This window comes from Paenibacillus sp. Paensp38, from assembly GCF_059491915.1.
In genome coordinates this window covers 4554550-4572929 of record NZ_CP168516.1, presented here as the reverse complement: position 1 = coordinate 4572929, position 18380 = coordinate 4554550, and the positions used below count along the sequence as shown (strand labels likewise).

15 protein-coding genes and 1 riboswitch are annotated in these 18380 nt (G+C 43.7%); of the genes, 8 read left to right on the top strand and 7 right to left on the bottom strand.

Going from position 1 to position 18380, the window contains the following annotated elements:
- The first annotated feature begins 320 nt into the window (after nucleotides 1–320).
- Nucleotides 321–788: a cupin domain-containing protein gene (locus ACEN8J_RS20190; RefSeq protein WP_029514674.1), complete on the top strand. Its 468-nt coding sequence runs from the start codon at nucleotides 321–323 to the stop codon at nucleotides 786–788.
- An 89-nt stretch (nucleotides 789–877) separates the two neighbouring features.
- Here the strand turns inward: ACEN8J_RS20190 and ACEN8J_RS20185 are convergent, their stop codons facing one another.
- From ACEN8J_RS20185 to ACEN8J_RS20175, 3 genes are all read right to left on the bottom strand, one after another.
- Nucleotides 878–1543, bottom strand: coding sequence for a class D sortase (locus ACEN8J_RS20185; protein ID WP_340884137.1), 666 nt, complete (start codon nucleotides 1541–1543; stop codon nucleotides 878–880).
- 116 nt (nucleotides 1544–1659) lie between these two features.
- The gene (locus ACEN8J_RS20180) at nucleotides 1660–5169 is read right to left on the bottom strand and encodes a collagen binding domain-containing protein (RefSeq protein WP_495593894.1); all 3510 of its coding nucleotides are present in this window, start codon (nucleotides 5167–5169) and stop codon (nucleotides 1660–1662) included.
- A gap of 195 nt (nucleotides 5170–5364) precedes the next feature.
- A riboswitch (cyclic di-GMP riboswitch) is annotated at nucleotides 5365–5445 on the bottom strand.
- Nucleotides 5446–5495: 50 nt separating this feature from the next.
- Nucleotides 5496–6377 (bottom strand): AraC family transcriptional regulator, encoded by an 882-nt coding sequence (locus ACEN8J_RS20175; RefSeq protein WP_029514677.1) that lies wholly within the window; start codon nucleotides 6375–6377, stop codon nucleotides 5496–5498.
- A 594-nt stretch (nucleotides 6378–6971) separates the two neighbouring features.
- On the opposite strand from ACEN8J_RS20175, the gene ACEN8J_RS20170 reads away from it, so the two are divergent.
- Both ACEN8J_RS20170 and ACEN8J_RS20165 read left to right on the top strand, forming a co-directional pair.
- Nucleotides 6972–8228 carry a DUF445 domain-containing protein gene (locus tag ACEN8J_RS20170; RefSeq protein WP_340931221.1) on the top strand — a complete coding sequence of 419 codons (1257 nt, stop codon included), beginning with the start codon at nucleotides 6972–6974 and terminating at the stop codon, nucleotides 8226–8228.
- Between the two features lie 33 nt (nucleotides 8229–8261).
- Nucleotides 8262–8642, top strand: a complete 381-nt coding sequence (locus ACEN8J_RS20165; RefSeq protein WP_029514679.1) for a TIGR02328 family protein — start codon at nucleotides 8262–8264, stop codon at nucleotides 8640–8642.
- Between the two features lie 102 nt (nucleotides 8643–8744).
- Here ACEN8J_RS20165 and ACEN8J_RS20160 read toward each other — a convergent pair whose 3' ends face one another.
- Nucleotides 8745–9419, bottom strand: coding sequence for an NAD(P)H-dependent oxidoreductase (locus tag ACEN8J_RS20160; RefSeq protein WP_029514680.1), 675 nt, complete (start codon nucleotides 9417–9419; stop codon nucleotides 8745–8747).
- A 188-nt stretch (nucleotides 9420–9607) separates the two neighbouring features.
- On the opposite strand from ACEN8J_RS20160, the gene ACEN8J_RS20155 reads away from it, so the two are divergent.
- Nucleotides 9608–9991 (top strand): winged helix-turn-helix transcriptional regulator, encoded by a 384-nt coding sequence (locus tag ACEN8J_RS20155; protein WP_023986690.1) that lies wholly within the window; start codon nucleotides 9608–9610, stop codon nucleotides 9989–9991.
- A 99-nt stretch (nucleotides 9992–10090) separates the two neighbouring features.
- Here the strand turns inward: ACEN8J_RS20155 and ACEN8J_RS20150 are convergent, their stop codons facing one another.
- On the bottom strand, nucleotides 10091–11338 hold the full coding sequence (locus ACEN8J_RS20150; protein WP_341071546.1) for a stalk domain-containing protein: 1248 nt from the start codon (nucleotides 11336–11338) through the stop codon (nucleotides 10091–10093).
- Nucleotides 11339–11603: 265 nt separating this feature from the next.
- Between ACEN8J_RS20150 and ACEN8J_RS20145 the strand changes: the two genes are divergently transcribed.
- From ACEN8J_RS20145 to ACEN8J_RS20130, 4 genes are all read left to right on the top strand, one after another.
- Nucleotides 11604–11738: a hypothetical protein gene (locus ACEN8J_RS20145; protein WP_256026043.1), complete on the top strand. Its 135-nt coding sequence runs from the start codon at nucleotides 11604–11606 to the stop codon at nucleotides 11736–11738.
- 72 nt (nucleotides 11739–11810) lie between these two features.
- Nucleotides 11811–13286 carry a radical SAM/SPASM domain-containing protein gene (locus tag ACEN8J_RS20140; RefSeq protein ID WP_340884140.1) on the top strand — a complete coding sequence of 492 codons (1476 nt, stop codon included), beginning with the start codon at nucleotides 11811–11813 and terminating at the stop codon, nucleotides 13284–13286.
- Nucleotides 13283–13792 carry a hypothetical protein gene (locus ACEN8J_RS20135; protein ID WP_495593892.1) on the top strand — a complete coding sequence of 170 codons (510 nt, stop codon included), beginning with the start codon at nucleotides 13283–13285 and terminating at the stop codon, nucleotides 13790–13792. The genes ACEN8J_RS20140 and ACEN8J_RS20135 overlap by 4 nt, the downstream gene beginning before the upstream one ends.
- Nucleotides 13793–13812: 20 nt before the next feature.
- Nucleotides 13813–15555, top strand: a complete 1743-nt coding sequence (locus ACEN8J_RS20130) for an ABC transporter ATP-binding protein (protein WP_340884144.1) — start codon at nucleotides 13813–13815, stop codon at nucleotides 15553–15555.
- A 106-nt stretch (nucleotides 15556–15661) separates the two neighbouring features.
- On the opposite strand, the gene ACEN8J_RS20125 is transcribed toward ACEN8J_RS20130, so the two are convergent.
- Both ACEN8J_RS20125 and ACEN8J_RS20120 read right to left on the bottom strand, forming a co-directional pair.
- Nucleotides 15662–16408: a YcnI family copper-binding membrane protein gene (locus ACEN8J_RS20125; RefSeq protein ID WP_495593891.1), complete on the bottom strand. Its 747-nt coding sequence runs from the start codon at nucleotides 16406–16408 to the stop codon at nucleotides 15662–15664.
- A 58-nt stretch (nucleotides 16409–16466) separates the two neighbouring features.
- Nucleotides 16467–18185, bottom strand: coding sequence for a copper resistance CopC/CopD family protein (locus tag ACEN8J_RS20120; protein ID WP_495593890.1), 1719 nt, complete (start codon nucleotides 18183–18185; stop codon nucleotides 16467–16469).
- Nucleotides 18186–18380: the final 195 nt, after the last annotated feature.

The following is an 18380-nucleotide window of genomic DNA, read 5'->3' as shown; positions in this document are numbered from 1 at the left end:
TAGGCTTGGATACATAGCTTAGTAGACGGATTGACATGACCAAGCTCTATTAGAATTTAAAAATTTCTCTCATGATACTATAAGCTTACAATAAAAAACAAGATTTTATGTCATAAAACTTCACGTGTAATGTATTTTGATGTGATTTTTACTAGTGAACTATTATTTATATGATGAAAATGAGTAAATATCCGTATTTTTATGTTAACAAACTTCACATAGTTTATTGATCCCCGACAAGCCAAGGGAGAAACGTGACAAAAGCAACGCTATGTTTTACAGTAGGGAAGAAGGAATTTAGGGTAAAGGAAGGTTAGACAATGACGAAAGCTATTTCACCGCTAGTCACGGCATTGGGCATGGAGCCCCATCCAGAAGGCGGCTGGTACAAAGAGATGTGGAAGGCCAATTTTCAAATTCCGAAGCCTGTACTGCCGGATGTGTATTCTGGTCCGCGCTTTGCAGCTTCGTCTACGTATTTCTTGCTGCATCCGGGCGAGTTCTCCGAGTGGCACGTGGTCCATTCTGATGAGCTGTGGTTATATCATAGCGGAAGCCCTGTAGAGTTGAAATTGGGTGGAAGCGGAGAAGAGCCTGGTGAAGAAACTGTGATTATTGTTGGTGCAGATGTGGAGGCAGGACAGCATCCACAAGCACTCGTCCCAGGAGCAGTATGGCAAACGGCACGTCCGCTTGGGGATGAGCCCGTACTGGTAACCTGTGTGGTTGCACCAGGATTCCACTTTGATGATTTCAAGTTGATTGCCAAGAATCCAACTGAATCGTAATGTGAACATTGGCGGGTGTATTTCTGTAAATGAACAGGAATGGCCCGCCTGATTTATTTTTACTCATAAAAATAGGCGCTTTAATGGCTTTAGGTGCTTAGTTTGGCCTGAACAATGAGACGATGGGTGGGATTTATGAGAGGGTCACATGTAATCAGGGTGAGCAGCTTTTGTTTTTTGAAGCTTTTCAGAACAGACACGTCCGTAGGATCGACCATCTTCAGGCTATAAACGCTATATACATATTGGTTACCCCGAGTGTTAACAACAATCTTATCCCCGATCTTCAATTCATTTAGACGATTAAATAAACGTCCAGAGGTGCGGGCTCGATGAGCAGCAATGGCGGCATTCCCCGCCTGTCCCAGCGTCCCCGTTTCCGGCATATGTACAGCCGCGTGTCTCATATTTATCCTCGTTGCGCCTTCCAATACAGGGAGCTTTAAAGCAATACGACTTATACTAATAGTGGCTATGGGAGTTTGTTCATTAGCGCTTCCAATGGTAACAGGGGGTGTGGAAGTATTTTGTCGTGCTTCACTAACCGGAACTTCCGTAAGAGTAGTGGACAAGCGAGCATAGCTGTCCGTAAGACTGGGGGGCCATAGCGCATCGCTTTTTCCTGATGGTAGTTCTGCTGCTTTTAATAGCTTGCTTTGTTCCCGATCCTCATTCCATTCCGTCGCTTTAGGAAACAAAATAAAAAGTAAGCCTAACAAAATAAATACGTAGGAAAGTTTACGCAGACTCAGCAATCTCGCCTCCCCTAAGCAAAGTACGGATTATACATATTTTTTTGAAAAATGCCCCATTCCCGGCTCATTCCAATCGGAAATGGAATGAGGCGAGAGATCAGGGCAGGTGATCCATTTTATTTTTTGTTCGTCCGTGTGAATTTCAACAATACGCCCCACATAACCAACGCTATGCCTGTCAAATAGAACGGAACGGGGCTGCTTTCACCTGTTTGGGGCAACTGATGTACCGCAGGTGGATCCTCTGGCTCTTCTGGCTCTTTCCCGGGAACCTTGACACGGATCTTAGGTTTGGGATCGTCTTCCGAATCCACCGGAGGAGAAGGATCTTGATGAGGCATGACGGCTGGCGGCTCCGGCGGTATAGGTGCAGGTTCCTCCTGTAGAAGGGCTATGTCCTCCGGAGACATTGGCAATGACGGAGGAACGGTTACAGACGGAGTATCGGGTATTTCCGGATCTCTGTCATGTTTCTTACCTGAGCCTCCAGACGGGGGTGACGGGTCTGGATGAGTAGGCGTTCCTGGTTCGTTTTTCTTTTCTTTACGGTTGGTGATCACAATCTTTTTTACACCAGAGCTTTGTCGCAGTGTTGCGTCTATTTTGATCTCAAGCTTGCTCTCGGTGATTTTATAGCCCTCCGGTGCTGCCAATTCCTCCAAGATGTAATCGTCATGAAGCAAGGAGGAAAAGATGATTTTGCCTTCCTGATTGGTGGTCTGAATGAGAGGGGCTCTTTTTTGACCTTTATCATAGAGTGCAAACTGTGCGCCAGGCAGTACCTTCTCAGGCATATCCTGGTCTACCTTGGTCAACTCAAGACTTTCGGTCACACCCCCGCCGGAACCGGAGCCGGAAGACGTTCGTACAATGATTTCCTGGCTGGTTTCCCGTATCTCTGTCGTCAAGCGATCCCCCTCAAAGGCAACCTTATTACTCACTTTGGCTTTGTCCTCAGCATGAATGAATGATTGGTATTCAAGAATAAAAGCAGAGGAAATATCCTTGGCAAAAGCAAGTTCAAAAGTTTGCTGGCCTTGAGCATCTGTTTTGATATACAGCTTGTAATCTTGGTTTCTAATCAACTCGGTGCCCTTGGTGGTATTTCCGTTGGCAGCGATGATTGTAGAGTACAAATGAAAGGAATCCTCGATTAAGATTTGATTGCTGCTAGGCTGATCTATAATTTTAGCGTTGGATACATGTGACTGTCCTTCATTGATGCGGATGCTCCAGTCGATCTTATTTCCATTTTGTGTACCGACTTTAGATACATATTCTCCACCATGAGGTACCGTGACTTGCGCTGCCCATTTGGAGACTGTTTTTTGTCCATCCAGTAGAAGGGCTTGATTATGAATTTCCTTGTCAATCAGTTCTCCTTCCAATGAAGTTTGAAAGGTAATCCAGTAGGGAGTCTGTATCTGCTCCTTGAACTGGATACGCAATTCATTCCCATTTTGCTCGGAGGGAGGGATAATGGTGTATTGATCTGCCGGGATTTCAGCCCCTTTTTGTACGCCATCCCACCATCCCAGCAAGGTCATATCGTGTACTTTCACGGAGCCGGGCAGTAACTTCTGACCTTGCAGCAAGGGGTCTCTCACTTCCGCGTGGTTTAGGATCTTGCGATTGTAGTTGGCTTTAATGTCCCAGGTAATGAGCTTGGAGGTCGCATTATAGCTTCCTTGCTTGGCACCGTTTCGTTGTGTCATAAAGTCCGGCCAGATCGGGCACTCCACGGCATGCGATGATGTTTCTCCGTCTTCAAACTGGTATTCTATAATGGATTTATTACGAAACTCAGGCTTCGTCGTATCCGTTTTCCAGTCATTGTTATAGGTGGTTGAATACTTGATCGTATAAGCTTTATGAATGGTTTTATGAAATTTGAGCGTAAATCCTTGTTTATAGTCCTGTGATAGCGGAATCAGCTCATAATCCGTGGGGGCACGTAGCTCCGTTGTTCCGTCAACAGTTTGAATTTTCAGGGTGTCCGGCAACAAGGCCAAGCCCCCGTTTGGAAACACATCGTGAATGACAATATTTTTCATGGTGTATAAGTCTGTATTAATGGTAATCACCCAAGGTATGATTTTGGTGTTGTAATTGGGTGTGTCATACATTTTAGTCATAACTCCGCTTGTGATTTCTGTCGATACGATCTTCTGGATTCCATCTGAGGTTATGATGTTTATAACTTTTCCATTTTCATAGACACGGCCTCTGGCTTGAGTCTGGTATCGGATGGTATAGGCTGAATCTACGTCGAAGTTAAATTGAAGTTTGAAGCCGTTGCGGTCCGGATAATCAACTGGGATGACAGTATACGCCCACGATGGGAGTTCCTCCAGCGTGTTTCCTTTAAATACTTTCAAGGAACCGGGTAGCAATTCTTGAGTTTTGTTGAAATGATCAATTAAAAGAGCTTTGGCTTCGGGGATTTTTGTCTCGCCGAAGTTGTATCGTATGGCCCACGAGAGTGTTTGTGTGGCATGATCATATTTTTCAACCTTTTTGGACAAAAACTCACCACGTTCTACCTGAACAGTACCGGTAGCAGCAACGTTCTCTATCGCATCTCCTGAAAGCGTTGCTGTGTTGGAAAAACGAGTTTCGTCGCCAGTAATGCGCGTGGAATATTGAATCTGGTAGGCCGTGTTCATGCTATCGTCTTGAAAACGAATCACAAACCCTGTCCCGGCTTGATCTGCTTCAATGGCATATTCACTCGCATTTACTAGGTCTCGAACAACGGTCGATCCGTCGATATTGACTTGGAGATGATAGAGCCGGATAGAGTCTCTTCTGAGTTCCAGTCCTAAAGGAATTGGATCGGTGATGAAGGCATGCTTTACGGTGTTTAGCTGTTTGTTCACATCAATGGTCCAGTCGATCTGATTTGTGCCAGCTAGTTTCCCTTGTTTGCTTAGGGTCGGCCCTGACTGGGGCTTTACATTCACGATGACCGTTTGCACCCCGCCTTTGATCGGAATCGCAATGATGACCTCTGTACTACCTTTCACTATTTCTTTTGTAAACTCGGTTTTGATTTGCAGTTTGCCGCTGACATTGGAATGAGTCTCTACATATGGGTTAAAGGTCATGATCACCTTGCCCTGACGATCTACTGTGAAGTATCCCACGGTTCCGTCGGTAGTGACTAACGGAGATGAGATATCAGTGTAGATGACAAACTGTTCTGGTAAGTGAAAGGTGAAAGTGTCTCCTGACTTATAGGTATTGTCAGGAAGCTCCCATTCATAGCCTAGTTGGATGGCTGATCCGATGTCGAATTGGCTGTCGGGACTATATACTGCATCAATGACATGCCCTGATTCGTCGGTCAGGCTCAACTTCGTTAGTATGCTCTGCGGAGTTGCATCATGTTGAGATTTTGAACTGACTGCTCCTTGAACGAAGGGGGGCGTGTTTGAAGGAATCTCCCTGGGAGGTTCAAGGTTTGGGACACCGTATACAGCATCCGTAACGGTATGTGTAGGATCGGATACAGCACTCTGCGGCAGTTCTGGGGCTGGAGCATCTGCGTAAGCCAGTGTTGCGTTGAAAAAGCTTTGGACAATGAGCAATAAGGCAATGATCATTACATTTATTTTTGTTCTCATGCTCCAAGTGATTCTCCTATTCATCGTAATATGGCAATGCTTCGTTCGAAATTAGTATATTCAGCATGCTAGGCTGACATGACTATCCCAATAGAAAAAAAAGCCCTGATCATAGCGATCAGGGCTTTTTTCGAGATAGGCATAGCAAATTGTGGTGGATCTATGTAAAAAAGGGCATAATAAAAAGCTCGTTCATCTGGTAGCTGGCTGCCATCCGGATAGGAAGGCCCTATAGTTTTGCGTCACTGCCTTTCGACAGCTTTGCCATTAACTTGAATAGCTTGTGCGTCTATCATCTATCAAACTGGTTTCATGTAACCTCTCATTTACAGCTTGGAACGGTTCCCCCACTTTTTGCGGAAGGAATGAGGTGTTTCTCCTACATGCTCCTTGAACAGGTTAATAAAATGGCTCGTATTGGGAATACCTACGTACCTTGCGATATCCACAATGGACATGTCACTGGTTTTAAGCCAGCTTTGAGCGGCCGTGATACGGACATTAATGAGATAATCAATCGGAGAGAAACCGATCTGCTTTTTGAAATTTTTAGCCAGATTAAACTTGTTTAATTCAAACATATCTGCCAGCGAGTCCAGTGTTATTCGCTCACAGTAGGACTGATCCAAATATTGCTGTACCCGACGTACTTCGCTGAGGGTTTCAGCATTCACATGCTGGTGATCATAGGGATGCTGCAAGATGCACATCAGTATTTCACCAATGAGCCTGGACGTTAGCAGTTCAGCGGAAAGACTTCTGTCAGACTGCCCACAAATCAGAGCATGCAGTTTGTCCAATATAATATACGGATTATGCATGGATATTACCGGTTTATTATGCTTGGCAAATTGTTCGTAAAAGTTTCCGATCAGGTTGCCGTACAGGTATAAGCTGATAAACTCCCAGGCTTCATGACCGGAGGTGCTATATTGCACATACTCCTCACAATTAATAAAAAACAAATCATGAGGCTTTAAAATATATTTCTTGTCCCGGTATAGTAATTCTCCCTTACCAGACAACGTAAAAACAAGCAAAAAAGAGGCGAGTTCTTTTCTTTCCACCGTAAAAGCAGAAGTTTTTTGGAAGTAGCCTAATTCCTGAATATATAAAAGGGATTGCTTGGCAAAAGCGGAGGGAGTGCGCACAATTACGACAGGTTCGCCGTTCCAGAGGCCCTCGTTGTTTTTTTGGTCTGTTGTCATATTCAATTCCTTTACAAAGAAGCAATTTTATCTAGCTTATCTTGGTTTGATTTAACCAATATATAATGGCTGATTAAACATGATTTACTATATATAAAAGTTTATTTTATCACATGAAATATGTCTATATATCAAAATATGTTTGTAAGTTTTATAGAAGCCTCGCTCTTATGGACATCTAACCTGATCGTCCGTATAAAAGGTCGAATATTGTTGAAAGAATTCTGAGGTCATCATGGATTCAAATCCTTTCTGGGGTCAAAGATAGAATTAGTGCTGAAAAAGATATCTTACATGCCCATTCAACTTTTCCCTTCACTTCTCCTTTCGGTTTAAGAAATTTAGGACTTGGTTCTGATAAAATGGTTCGTAAGGCTTATTATTAAAAATGAGATTTTGGGCCTAGTGTTGTGATTTAGTTCACGAACATGAATGTAAAAAAGAGAGATATATGCATAAAAAATTACGCAAAAAGTGGCCTTACGCGTTTCATCAAGAGTGCTTTCAACTTTGGAAATGACACGGGCAATGATATGATGGGTAATACAGGTATAGTGCTTTACTTACTCGACAGTCAGTTTGGAGGATTACAGGATGGGAAAACCCAAAAATACGAAAACCGCAGCGGCTTGGTCGCTTGTTATTCTAGGAGCAGGCTTTGCAGCCACATTGCCCTTCCAGCAATATGGCTGGGCTCGTTTGTTAGCCGGAGCTTTTGAGGCAGGACTTGTAGGGGGACTGGCGGACTGGTTCGCTGTCACTGCTTTGTTCCGTCATCCGCTAGGCATTCCGATACCACATACCGCGCTGCTTCCTAAAAATAGGGACAAGCTCACAGATGCCTTGGTGAGTACGGTGGAAAATAACTTGCTAAACAAAGACAGCATCGCGTCTAAAATTGCAGATATTCGTTTGGCCGATTTGGTGCTGGGTGGTGTGGAAAAAGGTTTGCGCACGCCGGAGGCGGCGGCATCCATAGATGTTCTTGCCAAGCGGCTCGTCCAGTCGCTCCCGCTCGCGGAATTGGCTCCGGTCATCGTGGCAGAGCTCAAGCGGCAGATGACTGACTTTGACGCCGGACCGCTGCTGGAGGCGCTTGCTCGTCAGACCAGTGAGAAGGGTTATGATCGCCGCGCGCTGGATTACACGCTGGAACAAGCCGAGTCCTGGCTTTTGCGACCCGAAACGGGCTATACGCTGGGTACCTTAGGTATGCAGGCTGTCAGCGGTTTGCAGGTGAGCGGACTGATGCAGTTTGCCTTGAACGCATTCCTCGGCTATCTGAACGAAGAGCGTATGGGTGAAATGATTCGTCATTTTTTGCTGGATCAGGTAGCAGAACTGCAACGGGAAGAGCACCCGCGCCGTCAGGCCGTGCTGGATGGTCTAAGAACACAGGTGACCCGATTGGCGACGAAAGATACGGTTCAGGAAGGGTTGAACGGCTGGAAGGATAGCCTTGTTGAAGCCTGGGAAGGTGATGCGTCGGTGCTGGGAAAAATGGAGGAACTGCGTATACGCTTATTGGACTACATGGAAGACGGAAGCTATGTGCAGACCTATATTTTACCGCTATTGGATCGAATGTTGACTGATTTAAGAGGGAATACCGAGCTGCTGGACAAGATTAATGTGCGAATTGTGGAAGGTATTACTGGACTGGTGGAAGCCAACCATAGTCGGATTGGTAACTTGGTGCGCGAAAATGTAGACAAAATGGATAACAAATCCCTGATTGCACTGATGGAGGACAAACTGGGACAGGATTTGCAGTGGATACGTATTAATGGCGCAGTTACAGGCTTCCTGATCGGCATTGTGCTGACAGGTATCCGTATGCTAATCCAATAGATCAGAAAAAGCTACAGATAGGGTTGTGGAAGCATGAGGCTTTGGCATGAACATTTAATCGACAAGTTACCCCGTCCGCAACTGCTGGGGCAACATCGTGAGTGCTGTGCCCTGCGCGGGAATGGGTGGGGCAAGCCACACGCCACGGTGAATTATGTGTTCGATTATCACCCCATGCTGCTGGTGCGCTATCATAGGCTCATTATGGACGAAATGAAAAGCAGAGGGTACAATGTTGACCCACTATGGGAACAGCCTTTGTATCGCGGTAAGCAGTGTGAGCCTTGGGAGGCAGAGCTGGGTGAGGAACTGGCAGGCGCGGGTGCATATGTGGAGCATGACGATGAGTATATGAAGGAGTGCCTGGATAACCTGGCTTCCAAGGGGATTTTAATAGAAATTGAAGTGACCTAAAAAAGACGGGCTGTGGTAGGTTCATCATTCAGATGAAGTGCCGCAAGCCCGCTTTTTTGATGCTTCAATGTTCATCGTTTGGGAGAGAATCGGGATATTAGATTACAGAATCCAGCGTGTGACCTTTTCCAGGGGTTGTCTGGATTTTTCACGTTTGGGTTCATGAGCGCGATAACCGAAGGCAGCAATGACTGAAATATCGAGCAGCCCGTTCTCCAGCAGTCCTTCTTCCTCCAAAATGGCATGCACCTGATCGTAGTTAAAACCCTCAATCGGACAGGAGTCAATACCGATCTGAGCCGCCGCGGTCATCATATTGCCTAAGGCAATATAGGTTTGCTTGGAAGCCCAGTCAAATAGCGTACGTTCGTTTTCCAGCAGGTGTTGACTTTCACCCTGGAAAATCTTATAGCGGCCTGGCAGTGAGGCAAATTCCTCCTCAGACATACCTTTAACCTCTTTATACATATACTCCACGTAAGGAGAATCATAACGAACATCCTTGCGCGCCAAAATCAGGATGACGTGGCTAGCCGCAGGAATCTGCTTTTGGCCACCGCTGGAAACCGCAGCCAGCTTCTCTCTTAATGCCTGATTTTGTACAACTACAAACTGCCATGGTTCAAAACCGACGGAGCTTGGAGAAAGTCGCCCGGTTTCGAGAATGAACTGAAAATCCTCTTCCGGTATGATGCGATTGGGATCAAATTCTTTCGTGGCGTGCCTGAACAGAAAGGCGTCCAGAATTTCCTGTTTTTTAGCTGATGTATTAGACATAAAATGTACTCCTTTGGGTATGGGTTTAGTTGGTGCTCTATGGGTTTTCTGCTACTATAATGAGAGCTGATATCGAATATATAGTTATCATATAGAAAGTTTTTGCAGGGAACAAGTACGCACATATTTGTTTCTTGTCATACGTCTGAGGCTATTGGTTTACACATTCTACAGAAAGAAGGGTATACATGGCACAGGAGATGGAACATGCAGTTAGCGTTAATTTTGGATGTCCGGTAGCGAAAACCGTCGGGGTTATAGGCGGCAAATGGAAGGGAGTCATCTTGTATCATTTGACCACAGGACCGCGGCGCTATAACGAAATTCGACGGACCTTGCCTAATATTACACAGCGGATGCTAACCTTGCAGTTGCGTGAATTAGAGAGAGATGGCATTGTGCACCGTGAAATTTATAACGAGAACCCACCGCGTGTGGAATACTCGCTTACCCCGTTAGGAGATACGTTAAGGCCATTGCTGGATTTTATGAGAGACTGGGGGATCTTCTATGGAGAACAGGGTTGCGAGCCTGTGACGACAACTTCCAAATCAGGCAAGCACTTTTGTTAAAGGGAATGAAGAAAGCCCGCCAGATGATTTCATAGAAGACTCATAAGAAATCATCTGGCGGGCGAAATAAGGTCGGTTTTACTTGGATAAAATGTACACTTATTTAAACTCGATGGCTTCGTTCATCTGTGACCAGGCCGTTTCTCCAATGATGCCCAAGCGCCAGATAGCGATTCCTTTGAGGTCATAACGTTTGGCTAAACCGATCTTGGCGTTAACGGTGCTGTCTTTTTCGCTACCCATCGAAATCCCCAAAATGAGCTTGTCCCGCGAGGTTTCCTTCAAGGCCAGTTGGATGGCTTCATCCACTTTTTCCAAAGGCTCAGGTGTAGCCTTTTGTCCGTAATCATAAGCCATGATGATCAGATCGTCCGCCAGATTGCCCAGCGTTTTGTAGTCATAGCCAGAGTAAGAGCTGTTCAGCGGATGCAGAACGACGGTGAGCTTGAGCCCGGCCTGATGCGCTTTGGTCGATAGCTTTTTAATAAAGGTGTTGTAGTCTGAACGAGCTTTGGCTTTGTCGCCGCTCCAGCCCAATCCTTCCAGGTCTAGCGTAATGCCTTTAAATTGTTTGTCGGTGGCGGTGCTGACAATTTGGGAAATGGTTTGTTCTTGAAGCTGCGCATTTTCCAAAACTTTGGTCAGCTCGTGATTGCCATCTCCGGAATAGACCATCAGGTAAGGGGAAGTCCCCTGGCTGTCTGCCTCCTGCACAATGGACTCTGGCGTTACAGTTCCAGCGGCTTGAGGCCATTTGTATTCTTTGCCGTTTGTGGTAAATTGTCCGTTCGTATCAATTCGACTCCAGCCGAAGGCAACGACGTTAAAATCCGGTATTTTGGATTTTTGGTCAAAGGAAGACAGCGCATAGAAGCCTACTGTATACATCGATTCACGAGGCGATGTAATGGAGACCGTCCGTGTTCCCTGGTTCCAGTTCACCGTGGCTCCAAACTGCTGCCCGAAAAAGCCCAGCGGAATCATGGTGCTGCCGTGCACGGTTTGCGGAGCGGCTGTTAGTTGAACCGCTTGTCCGTCCACTGTGGCATTGCGGCTACCCATCTTTAGAATCACCTGCTTGGTAGCAGAACCTTGCGCTTTGGTAGCGGTGATGCTTTGGCTGGCTTGGTCCCATTTCACTGTAATGCCAAGAGCTTCAGAAATCGCACGAAAGGGAACCATGGTCGTGCCGTTCATCATGGCAGGTTGTACAGGGAACGGTAATGCATATCCGTCCAGCATAATGCTGATCTTGCCGGCTTCAGCTTGTGCCAAGGGGCTATAGATGCCCACTGTGGTACTCAGAAAAATAGCACTAGATAACAGAGCTTTATTTACGATTTTCATCCTATGATCTCCTATGCTCAATAGATTGCAATGCTATCATGTTAGAATCGTGAGGGTTCTACCTATTTTACCAAAAAAATGATAGAAAGGTGAATGTGAAATGAAGATACCTCGTCGATTTATTGGAAAAAAAGTGGATTTATTTGGTTTAGTGAGATGAAAATCACTTTCTTTGTTTTTAGGAATCTATAAAATAGAAATGGGATTATATTCAACATATTATATATCCTTAAAGAAAATGAAAAAAATGAGGGAGGTGTTTGTGGTGAAGGAAGTTACTACATTTGAATTAGAAAATTGGGAAATGGAAGAATTATCAGTCGAAGAAGTAAAACAATTTTCTGAAGTTATCTTTGCTTCGTGTGGCATTGGATGTGGTGGAAGTAGCGGTACTCAATAATCGGCTTACTTAATAAAGGAGGTAGTAGTGAAAATTCATTACTACCTCTATTCATTGGGAGGGTGTGATAATATGTTGGAAAAGAAGTTAATGGATCAGTATCATTTCTATCTTAATAGTAGTAATAACTTACAATGTCTTGTTTTAGATAAGATTAGTTTCGGCATATTTAGAATTCCCTATAATATAGGGGGAATACTAGAATATTTTAAAAATGTTAAGGATGTCGATTTGGTTTGCTCAAAATTCAATATTAGTACTGATCAATTTAAACAAATTCTTGCACGCTTTAAAAGCAAAATCCCCAATTCACCAGAACACTTACAAAATAAAGATGATAGTGAATTAAAAAGTAGTCTGAAAATACTTAGATTAGTAGTAACAAATATATGCAATTTGAAGTGTAAATACTGTTACGCGGATGAAGGTACTTACCACTCTGAGAAAAGATACATGACTAAAGAAGATGCAAAAATAATTATTGATAAAATATTAAGTGTATACAACGGAATTGAGGAAATTTGCTTTTTCGGAGGGGAGCCTCTCCTTAATGTCGATACAATAGAATTTGTATGTAAATATTTAAGTGAGAAGTTTAGGGACGGCTTAACCTCTTTCTTTCCCAGATTTTCAATAGTTTCAAACGGTACTATTATGAATGACAGAATTATTAAGCTGATTAATGAATACAAAATATATACTACAATAAGTTTAGATGGTCCAAAAGAAATAAACGATGAGCTCCGCGTTGATAAGGCGGGATTTGGAAGTTTCCAACGCATCGAATCCAATATAAATCGACTACGGCAGTCTACTCCCCAGCCTTCTATGATTGAATGTACTTATACCTCTCTACATGCAGAATATCAATATACAAACAAAGAATTGCTTACATATTTTGATCAGGGCTTCGGTGTTAAAACAGTCGTTATTAATCCGGTTGAGGTTAGTGGGAAGAATGCAACTTCAAAAACATTACTGCTTAATGAATCACAAATGAAAAAAAGAGTTAGCAGTATCCCAGAACAATTCAATGAATTTTTAGAACAAGGAATTCAACATACGGGCGTTTTGAGATTTATTACTTCTCTGCATAATAAAGTAGAATCTGCGTCTTCATCATATCACTGCAATGCCGGCATACAGCAATTGACTGTAAATACTACAGGGGAGGTATATCCTTGTCAGCTATTTATCGGCCTTGATAATAATAGATTTTCAATGGGCAATATCTTGGAGGATGAAGTATACAATGAGAGTTTTAAAAATGTTCAAAAAGTACTGATTAAGAATAGCAAACAGAACTCACCCAAATGTAAACAGTGCCCGGAGAGACGTTTATGTGATTGCTGTATAGCAACTATATTTGAAAAAAACAATGTGTTAGCACCTTGTTCACCTGACTATTGTGCTAAAAGAAAACGAATTAACGAGCAATATATGGATTCTGCGCTTGGTATTTATTTAGATAAGAACAAGTACAATCTTCTTATTAATCGTATTAAAGATTTAAAAGAAGACTTTAAATTACGAGGAATTGACTTATGAGTAATTATGATTTAGTTGTTGAAATGAATCCGCCATTGGAAATCCTTTTAAAAAAGTATTTCATTGGAGAGCAGTATGAAAAAATTGCATTAATTCCTTTTAGTATTGCTAATGAGGATAGGACCATTTTTATTACTTTGAAGAAAATAATTTATGTACCTTCTAAAGCAATGGGAGTTCCTAATCAATTTCACGTGCAGCTAGATCCCCGATTTTTAAAAAGCGCTCTTGCATACTGTGCAAGTTCACAATTACATTTTGGGATTATTCATAATCATCTTAATAAAGATATACAATTTTCTACACAGGATATAAAAGTAGAGTGTATTTTGAGAAATTATATATTTACTAAATTTAATTCAAAAATGATGTTCGCTAATTTTTTATTTTCTGAGAATAGAGTGAATATGAGGGTTTTCTTAAATAATATTCAGAAGGAAGTCGATAGATTTTTATTTGGGGGAAGGAGCGTTTTAGCGAATAATAGTACTTTGCATTTGCAATAATTAAAACGGGGTGAACATGTATGTTGAAATTTGTATTAAGGTACAAGGTTAAGCTCCTGCTTGTCGTTTTTGGAGTCATCGGAAGCAGTTTGTGTAGCATTTATATGGCTTTTGTTTTCAAACATTTGGTTGATAATATTAGTAGACCAGCGCAAGTTTTCTATACAACTGCAATATTTTCAATTTTATTTATGGTAGCCAGTACATTGATCAAATTGTGGATGCAGTATATGAAATCACTATATTTGAAAAGCACAATGATTCATGTAAAAAAGGAAATATTTCATTATATAGTCCGAAAAAATGTAGCTCACTTTGCTTCAAGTAATAGTGCTAAATATGTATCTATTTTAACAAATGATCTGAAGATGGTAGAAGATGACTATTTCAAAAATATTTTTTTATTGCTTGGGACAGTCTCTTCATTTGTGTTTGCTATAATTGGTATGTTTGCGATTAGCTATAAATTAGTTCTTTATTTGATTGTTATGGCTTTGCTTTCTGCTTTAATTCCGAGATGTTTTGGCAAAACTTTGAGCGCTTTAAAGAAGCAATGTTCTGATACTCTTGAAAAGTTTACAATTAAGGTTAGTGATATATTTTCTGGCTTTGAAGTTGTTAAGAGCTTTGGTATTGAGAGAAAAATAGAACATGAACATGCAACCGTCAATGAAGATGTGGAAAATACAAAATATAGATTTAACATTCGGAGCAGCTATGTGGATGCCATAAGTGAGGTGTTTGGCGGCTTTATTTTTATGTCTATCTTTATAATTTGCGGATATTTGGTTATGCAAGGTGAGATTACTCTTGGTGCAATGATTGCCGGCATTCAGCTTACTAATAGTGTTGTGAACCCTATATATATGAGTATTCAGCACATCACACGCATTAAATCTATGCAGGATATTTCTAAAAAGATTACAAATATAGTATCATCCGTCAATCCAGTTAAGCCGATCGATTCTGCTTTGAGTGAGGTATCGTTTCTTCATTCTATTCGTTTTGAGAATGTTTCTTTTTCTTATGATGATAAGACACCTTCGTTAGAAAAGATTAACTTAGTCATTGAAAAGTCAAAAAAGTATGCCTTTGTAGGAGTCAGTGGTTCGGGAAAATCAACTTTTCTCAAACTTTTGCGCAAGGAATATGAAAATTATACTGGGAAAATTGAGGTGGATGGATGCGATCTGAAAGAAATATCGTCGGAAGATGTTTATCAATTTCAGTCTGTTCTTCATCAAAAGCCTTTTTTATTTGATAGTACAGTAAGAGATAATGTTACTTTGTTTCAGCCATATACGGATGAGGAGATTGCGGAGGCGATAAAGATTGCTGGATTACAGGAATTATTACACAAGCTGCCGTATGGTTTGGATAGTTTGGTGGGTGAGAATGGAAATCTAATATCTGGTGGAGAAAGGCAACGGATTGCACTAGCACGTACAGTTATTCGACGCATGCCGTTGCTTGTTCTTGATGAAGCGACTTCTTCTCTTGATAATGAAACTGCTGTTGCAGTGGAAGATAGTATCTTGAATTTGGAGAATGTGACTTGTGTGGTAGTTACACACAGACTGATTCCACAGCTATTGAGCCGTTATGATGAAATAATTGTGATGCGTGATGGGCGAATTGTGGAGCAGGGGGCATTTGATAAGTTAATACAGCAAAAACGACATTTTTACAACTTATATTGTGTCGCTAACGCTTCTTTACAAGATGAAAAACAGATAAATCCAGATGAAGTTGTTGGGATATAACCTAAAAAACACAAAAATCTGGCCTGAACGGCGCGGATTTTTGTGTTTTTTATTACTAGTAGCTAGTGATTTTACAATACATTTTTACCTTTATCCGTAACCCAGATTACTTGCGGCGCTTGAGTGCAATGCCGACAGCTGCGGCACCAAGAACGACTGCAATGATCGAGAGAACGAGTGCTGTCGTTTGTGCAGCAGAGCTGGCTGGAGCAGAAGCGGCAGGTGCAGCTTCTACAGCATTGTTCGAAGCAGGTGCGGGGTTGCTATCATTAGCCGTATCTGTGCTGGCGTGGCCTGCTGCCGTACCCGCCGAATCGTGTCCGCTGTCTGCGGCAGGTGCAGGGGTTGCGGACGTGGCGTCCGTCGTAATTTCGGTAATGGAATGAGGATTGCTACTTCCTTCGTCGCCTGTCCATTCCACGATACTTCCGTCACTGTAATACTGGAAGGCGTCCCAGGCTGCTGCGGTATTCTGGTCTGCATTTTGCGCTACAAAGCCGAAACGCTGATATTGACCTGCTTGAATGCCGTCTTTTTCAGTCGTCCAGGTCACGGTGATTACTTTGCCAGAGCTGTCTTTTTCGGTGGCTACCTTCCAATCCGGTACAGGCTCGTATTGTTTGAAAACGACCTCTTTCGGAATTTTCAAGGCGACTTTGGTGGTTGGAATGTTTTTTTCCACGGGTACTTTCAATGTGTACGTTTCCCACGCATTAGGTTGTGAAACAGAAGGCTTGACTGTCACATGTGCACTGGCCATACCTGCAAAAAGTAAGGCACCCGCTGCGATTAGACCCACAGAGGTCGCAAACCTGGAAAATCTGGATTTTGCTGTTTGAATTGTTGTATTCATATTCAATTATTCGCTCCTTTTAAGTGAGGATTTCACAAAATCCTGAAGTATAAAATAATTATTTTTTACCGCCTACATGCAGGGTGAATTCAGCATCAACCGCATCGAGTGAAGCCGTCAGAGCATGTACCTTTACCGCCCATGTTCCTTCGGAGGTCATCAATTCCTGACTGCGGAATGGCTGTTGCTGCTTCACAGGTAGAACAAATTCCTGTTGATCTTGGTCAGGGTCTGCTGGAGTGAGCGTTAATGTAACCTGCTGGATTCCTGAAACGGCAGCACCCTTGCTGTCCTGAACGGATACCTTAAATTCATTGCTGCCTACAGCATTGGGACTGACTGCCAGGGTAACGTTATATCCACCCGTAGTGCGAGTCTCCTCAAACGGTACAGCAGGTGCCTGACCGGGTGACAGGTGAGTGAGCACCGCAGTCAACAGCATCACGAGCAGGCCGACGGACAACTCGGCACGCAATCCCCGGGCGGCTTGCTTGCTGGGCGCCGCTTGCCGTGCGCTGCGGAACTGGCTGGCCGCGAAGGCCAGCATGACTAGCAGCAGCGCTGCCTTGCCGAGCAGAACGAGTCCATAGGACGTGTTCAGCAGCATGGAGGGAGCCGGAATGTACAGCACGGCTCCATATATACCGGTGGCGAGTAACGCCGCCACCATAGCAATGCCCCAGCCGGCGAAGCGGCGCAAGGCGGCTTGTCGTAGAGTTGCCCGCTCGGATACGGGCAACTCTGCTCCGGCAACCGGCAGGCACACGACCATGACGGCAAGTGAGCCGATCCAAAAGGCTGCTGCCGCGAGATGGACGAAGTCCGCCGCAATGGCTGGAGCTGGATGGGTAGCCGCTGCCGGGTGACCGACAAAGGCCTTGGACAGCATGAGGCATAGCGTTAGGAGAGCCGAGCTGTAGCCCCAAAGACGGCGCTGGCGACTCGAAATGCTGTAATCCAGCGCGTAAATCAGCGTTACGCTTAGGAGTAGCACGAGAATCATCTGGATAAACCAAATTTGTCCGGCTCCAGTAAACTGGAGAGCTTCTCCCAGAATCGGGAGTGAGAAGCCCTCCCTGATGGAAACCCCGGCATCCCATGAAGCCTGAAGTGGCAGGCTGATCAGAATGGCGGCAGACGTTATGCCGTAGCCGCTCCATAGCAGTTTATTCCAGCGGGGCGATGTTTCAAAGGGCCGCTGATTTTGCTTATGCTGTTCACTTTGATTCTTGTCTTGGCTTATGCTCGGTAAGATGAACAGCCGGAAACAAATCGCTCCAAAAAGCAGCGATAGTCCTATGTAAAGAAACCAACGGACAGCGATTAAGTCGATTCGTGATGTCCCTGAGCCTTCAGGTGCGGTAGTTTGATGGGTAGGCGCATTGGAACCGCTGCCTACTTGAAATGGAATAACTCCATTAACTGGATGTCCGTCTGCGGATAAAGCTCTCCAACTAACAGAGTAAATTCCATTTTTCATCCCTGGGATCAATTGGATTTCCATGGTGGCTTTGTGATTCGGGTCAAGCTGTGCTTTTCCTGTGTCGACCCGCTTGCCTGTTTCGTCGGTCACTTTGATCGACATGAAGGCAGATTGCAAATCTTCATTGAAGGTAATGGTCACCTGAGAAGGCGACTTGTCCAAAACCTGATTTTCGGTCGGACTGGATTCAATGACAAATGCATGAGCCCACGAAGAGTGAGGAAACAGGACCAGAAGGGGGAGACACAGCAATAAAAGACAAGCCACACGGGCTGGTCTGGACAGATACAACATGCTTGTGAAGTCACCTTCTCTCGATTACTTGAAGCGAGGATATCCCCATTTATAACATTTTATACAGGAGGATTTTGCCTGACGTACAAATCCATTCCTATCTTAATCATAGTGCATATAGCGCGAATAGATGGAGCGAATTATGACATTTATATGAAATTTGAAATAATAAGCATTATACAAAATGCCAATCAT

What these genes read in the sequence shown, in the direction of transcription:
- ACEN8J_RS20170 (WP_340931221.1), top strand. Translation starts at nt 6,972, where the DNA reads ATGGGAAAACCCAAAAATACGAAAACCGCAGCGGCTTGGTCGCTTGTT.
- ACEN8J_RS20155 (WP_023986690.1), top strand. Translation starts at nt 9,608, where the DNA reads ATGGCACAGGAGATGGAACATGCAGTTAGCGTTAATTTTGGATGTCCG.
- ACEN8J_RS20130 (WP_340884144.1), top strand. Translation starts at nt 13,813, where the DNA reads ATGTTGAAATTTGTATTAAGGTACAAGGTTAAGCTCCTGCTTGTCGTT.
- ACEN8J_RS20165 (WP_029514679.1), top strand. Translation starts at nt 8,262, where the DNA reads ATGAGGCTTTGGCATGAACATTTAATCGACAAGTTACCCCGTCCGCAA.
- ACEN8J_RS20180 (WP_495593894.1), bottom strand. Translation starts at nt 5,169, where the DNA reads ATGAGAACAAAAATAAATGTAATGATCATTGCCTTATTGCTCATTGTC.
- ACEN8J_RS20135 (WP_495593892.1), top strand. Translation starts at nt 13,283, where the DNA reads ATGAGTAATTATGATTTAGTTGTTGAAATGAATCCGCCATTGGAAATC.
- ACEN8J_RS20160 (WP_029514680.1), bottom strand. Translation starts at nt 9,419, where the DNA reads ATGTCTAATACATCAGCTAAAAAACAGGAAATTCTGGACGCCTTTCTG.
- ACEN8J_RS20150 (WP_341071546.1), bottom strand. Translation starts at nt 11,338, where the DNA reads ATGAAAATCGTAAATAAAGCTCTGTTATCTAGTGCTATTTTTCTGAGT.
- ACEN8J_RS20125 (WP_495593891.1), bottom strand. Translation starts at nt 16,408, where the DNA reads ATGAATACAACAATTCAAACAGCAAAATCCAGATTTTCCAGGTTTGCG.
- ACEN8J_RS20175 (WP_029514677.1), bottom strand. Translation starts at nt 6,377, where the DNA reads ATGACAACAGACCAAAAAAACAACGAGGGCCTCTGGAACGGCGAACCT.
- ACEN8J_RS20190 (WP_029514674.1), top strand. Translation starts at nt 321, where the DNA reads ATGACGAAAGCTATTTCACCGCTAGTCACGGCATTGGGCATGGAGCCC.
- ACEN8J_RS20120 (WP_495593890.1), bottom strand. Translation starts at nt 18,185, where the DNA reads ATGTTGTATCTGTCCAGACCAGCCCGTGTGGCTTGTCTTTTATTGCTG.
- ACEN8J_RS20140 (WP_340884140.1), top strand. Translation starts at nt 11,811, where the DNA reads ATGTTGGAAAAGAAGTTAATGGATCAGTATCATTTCTATCTTAATAGT.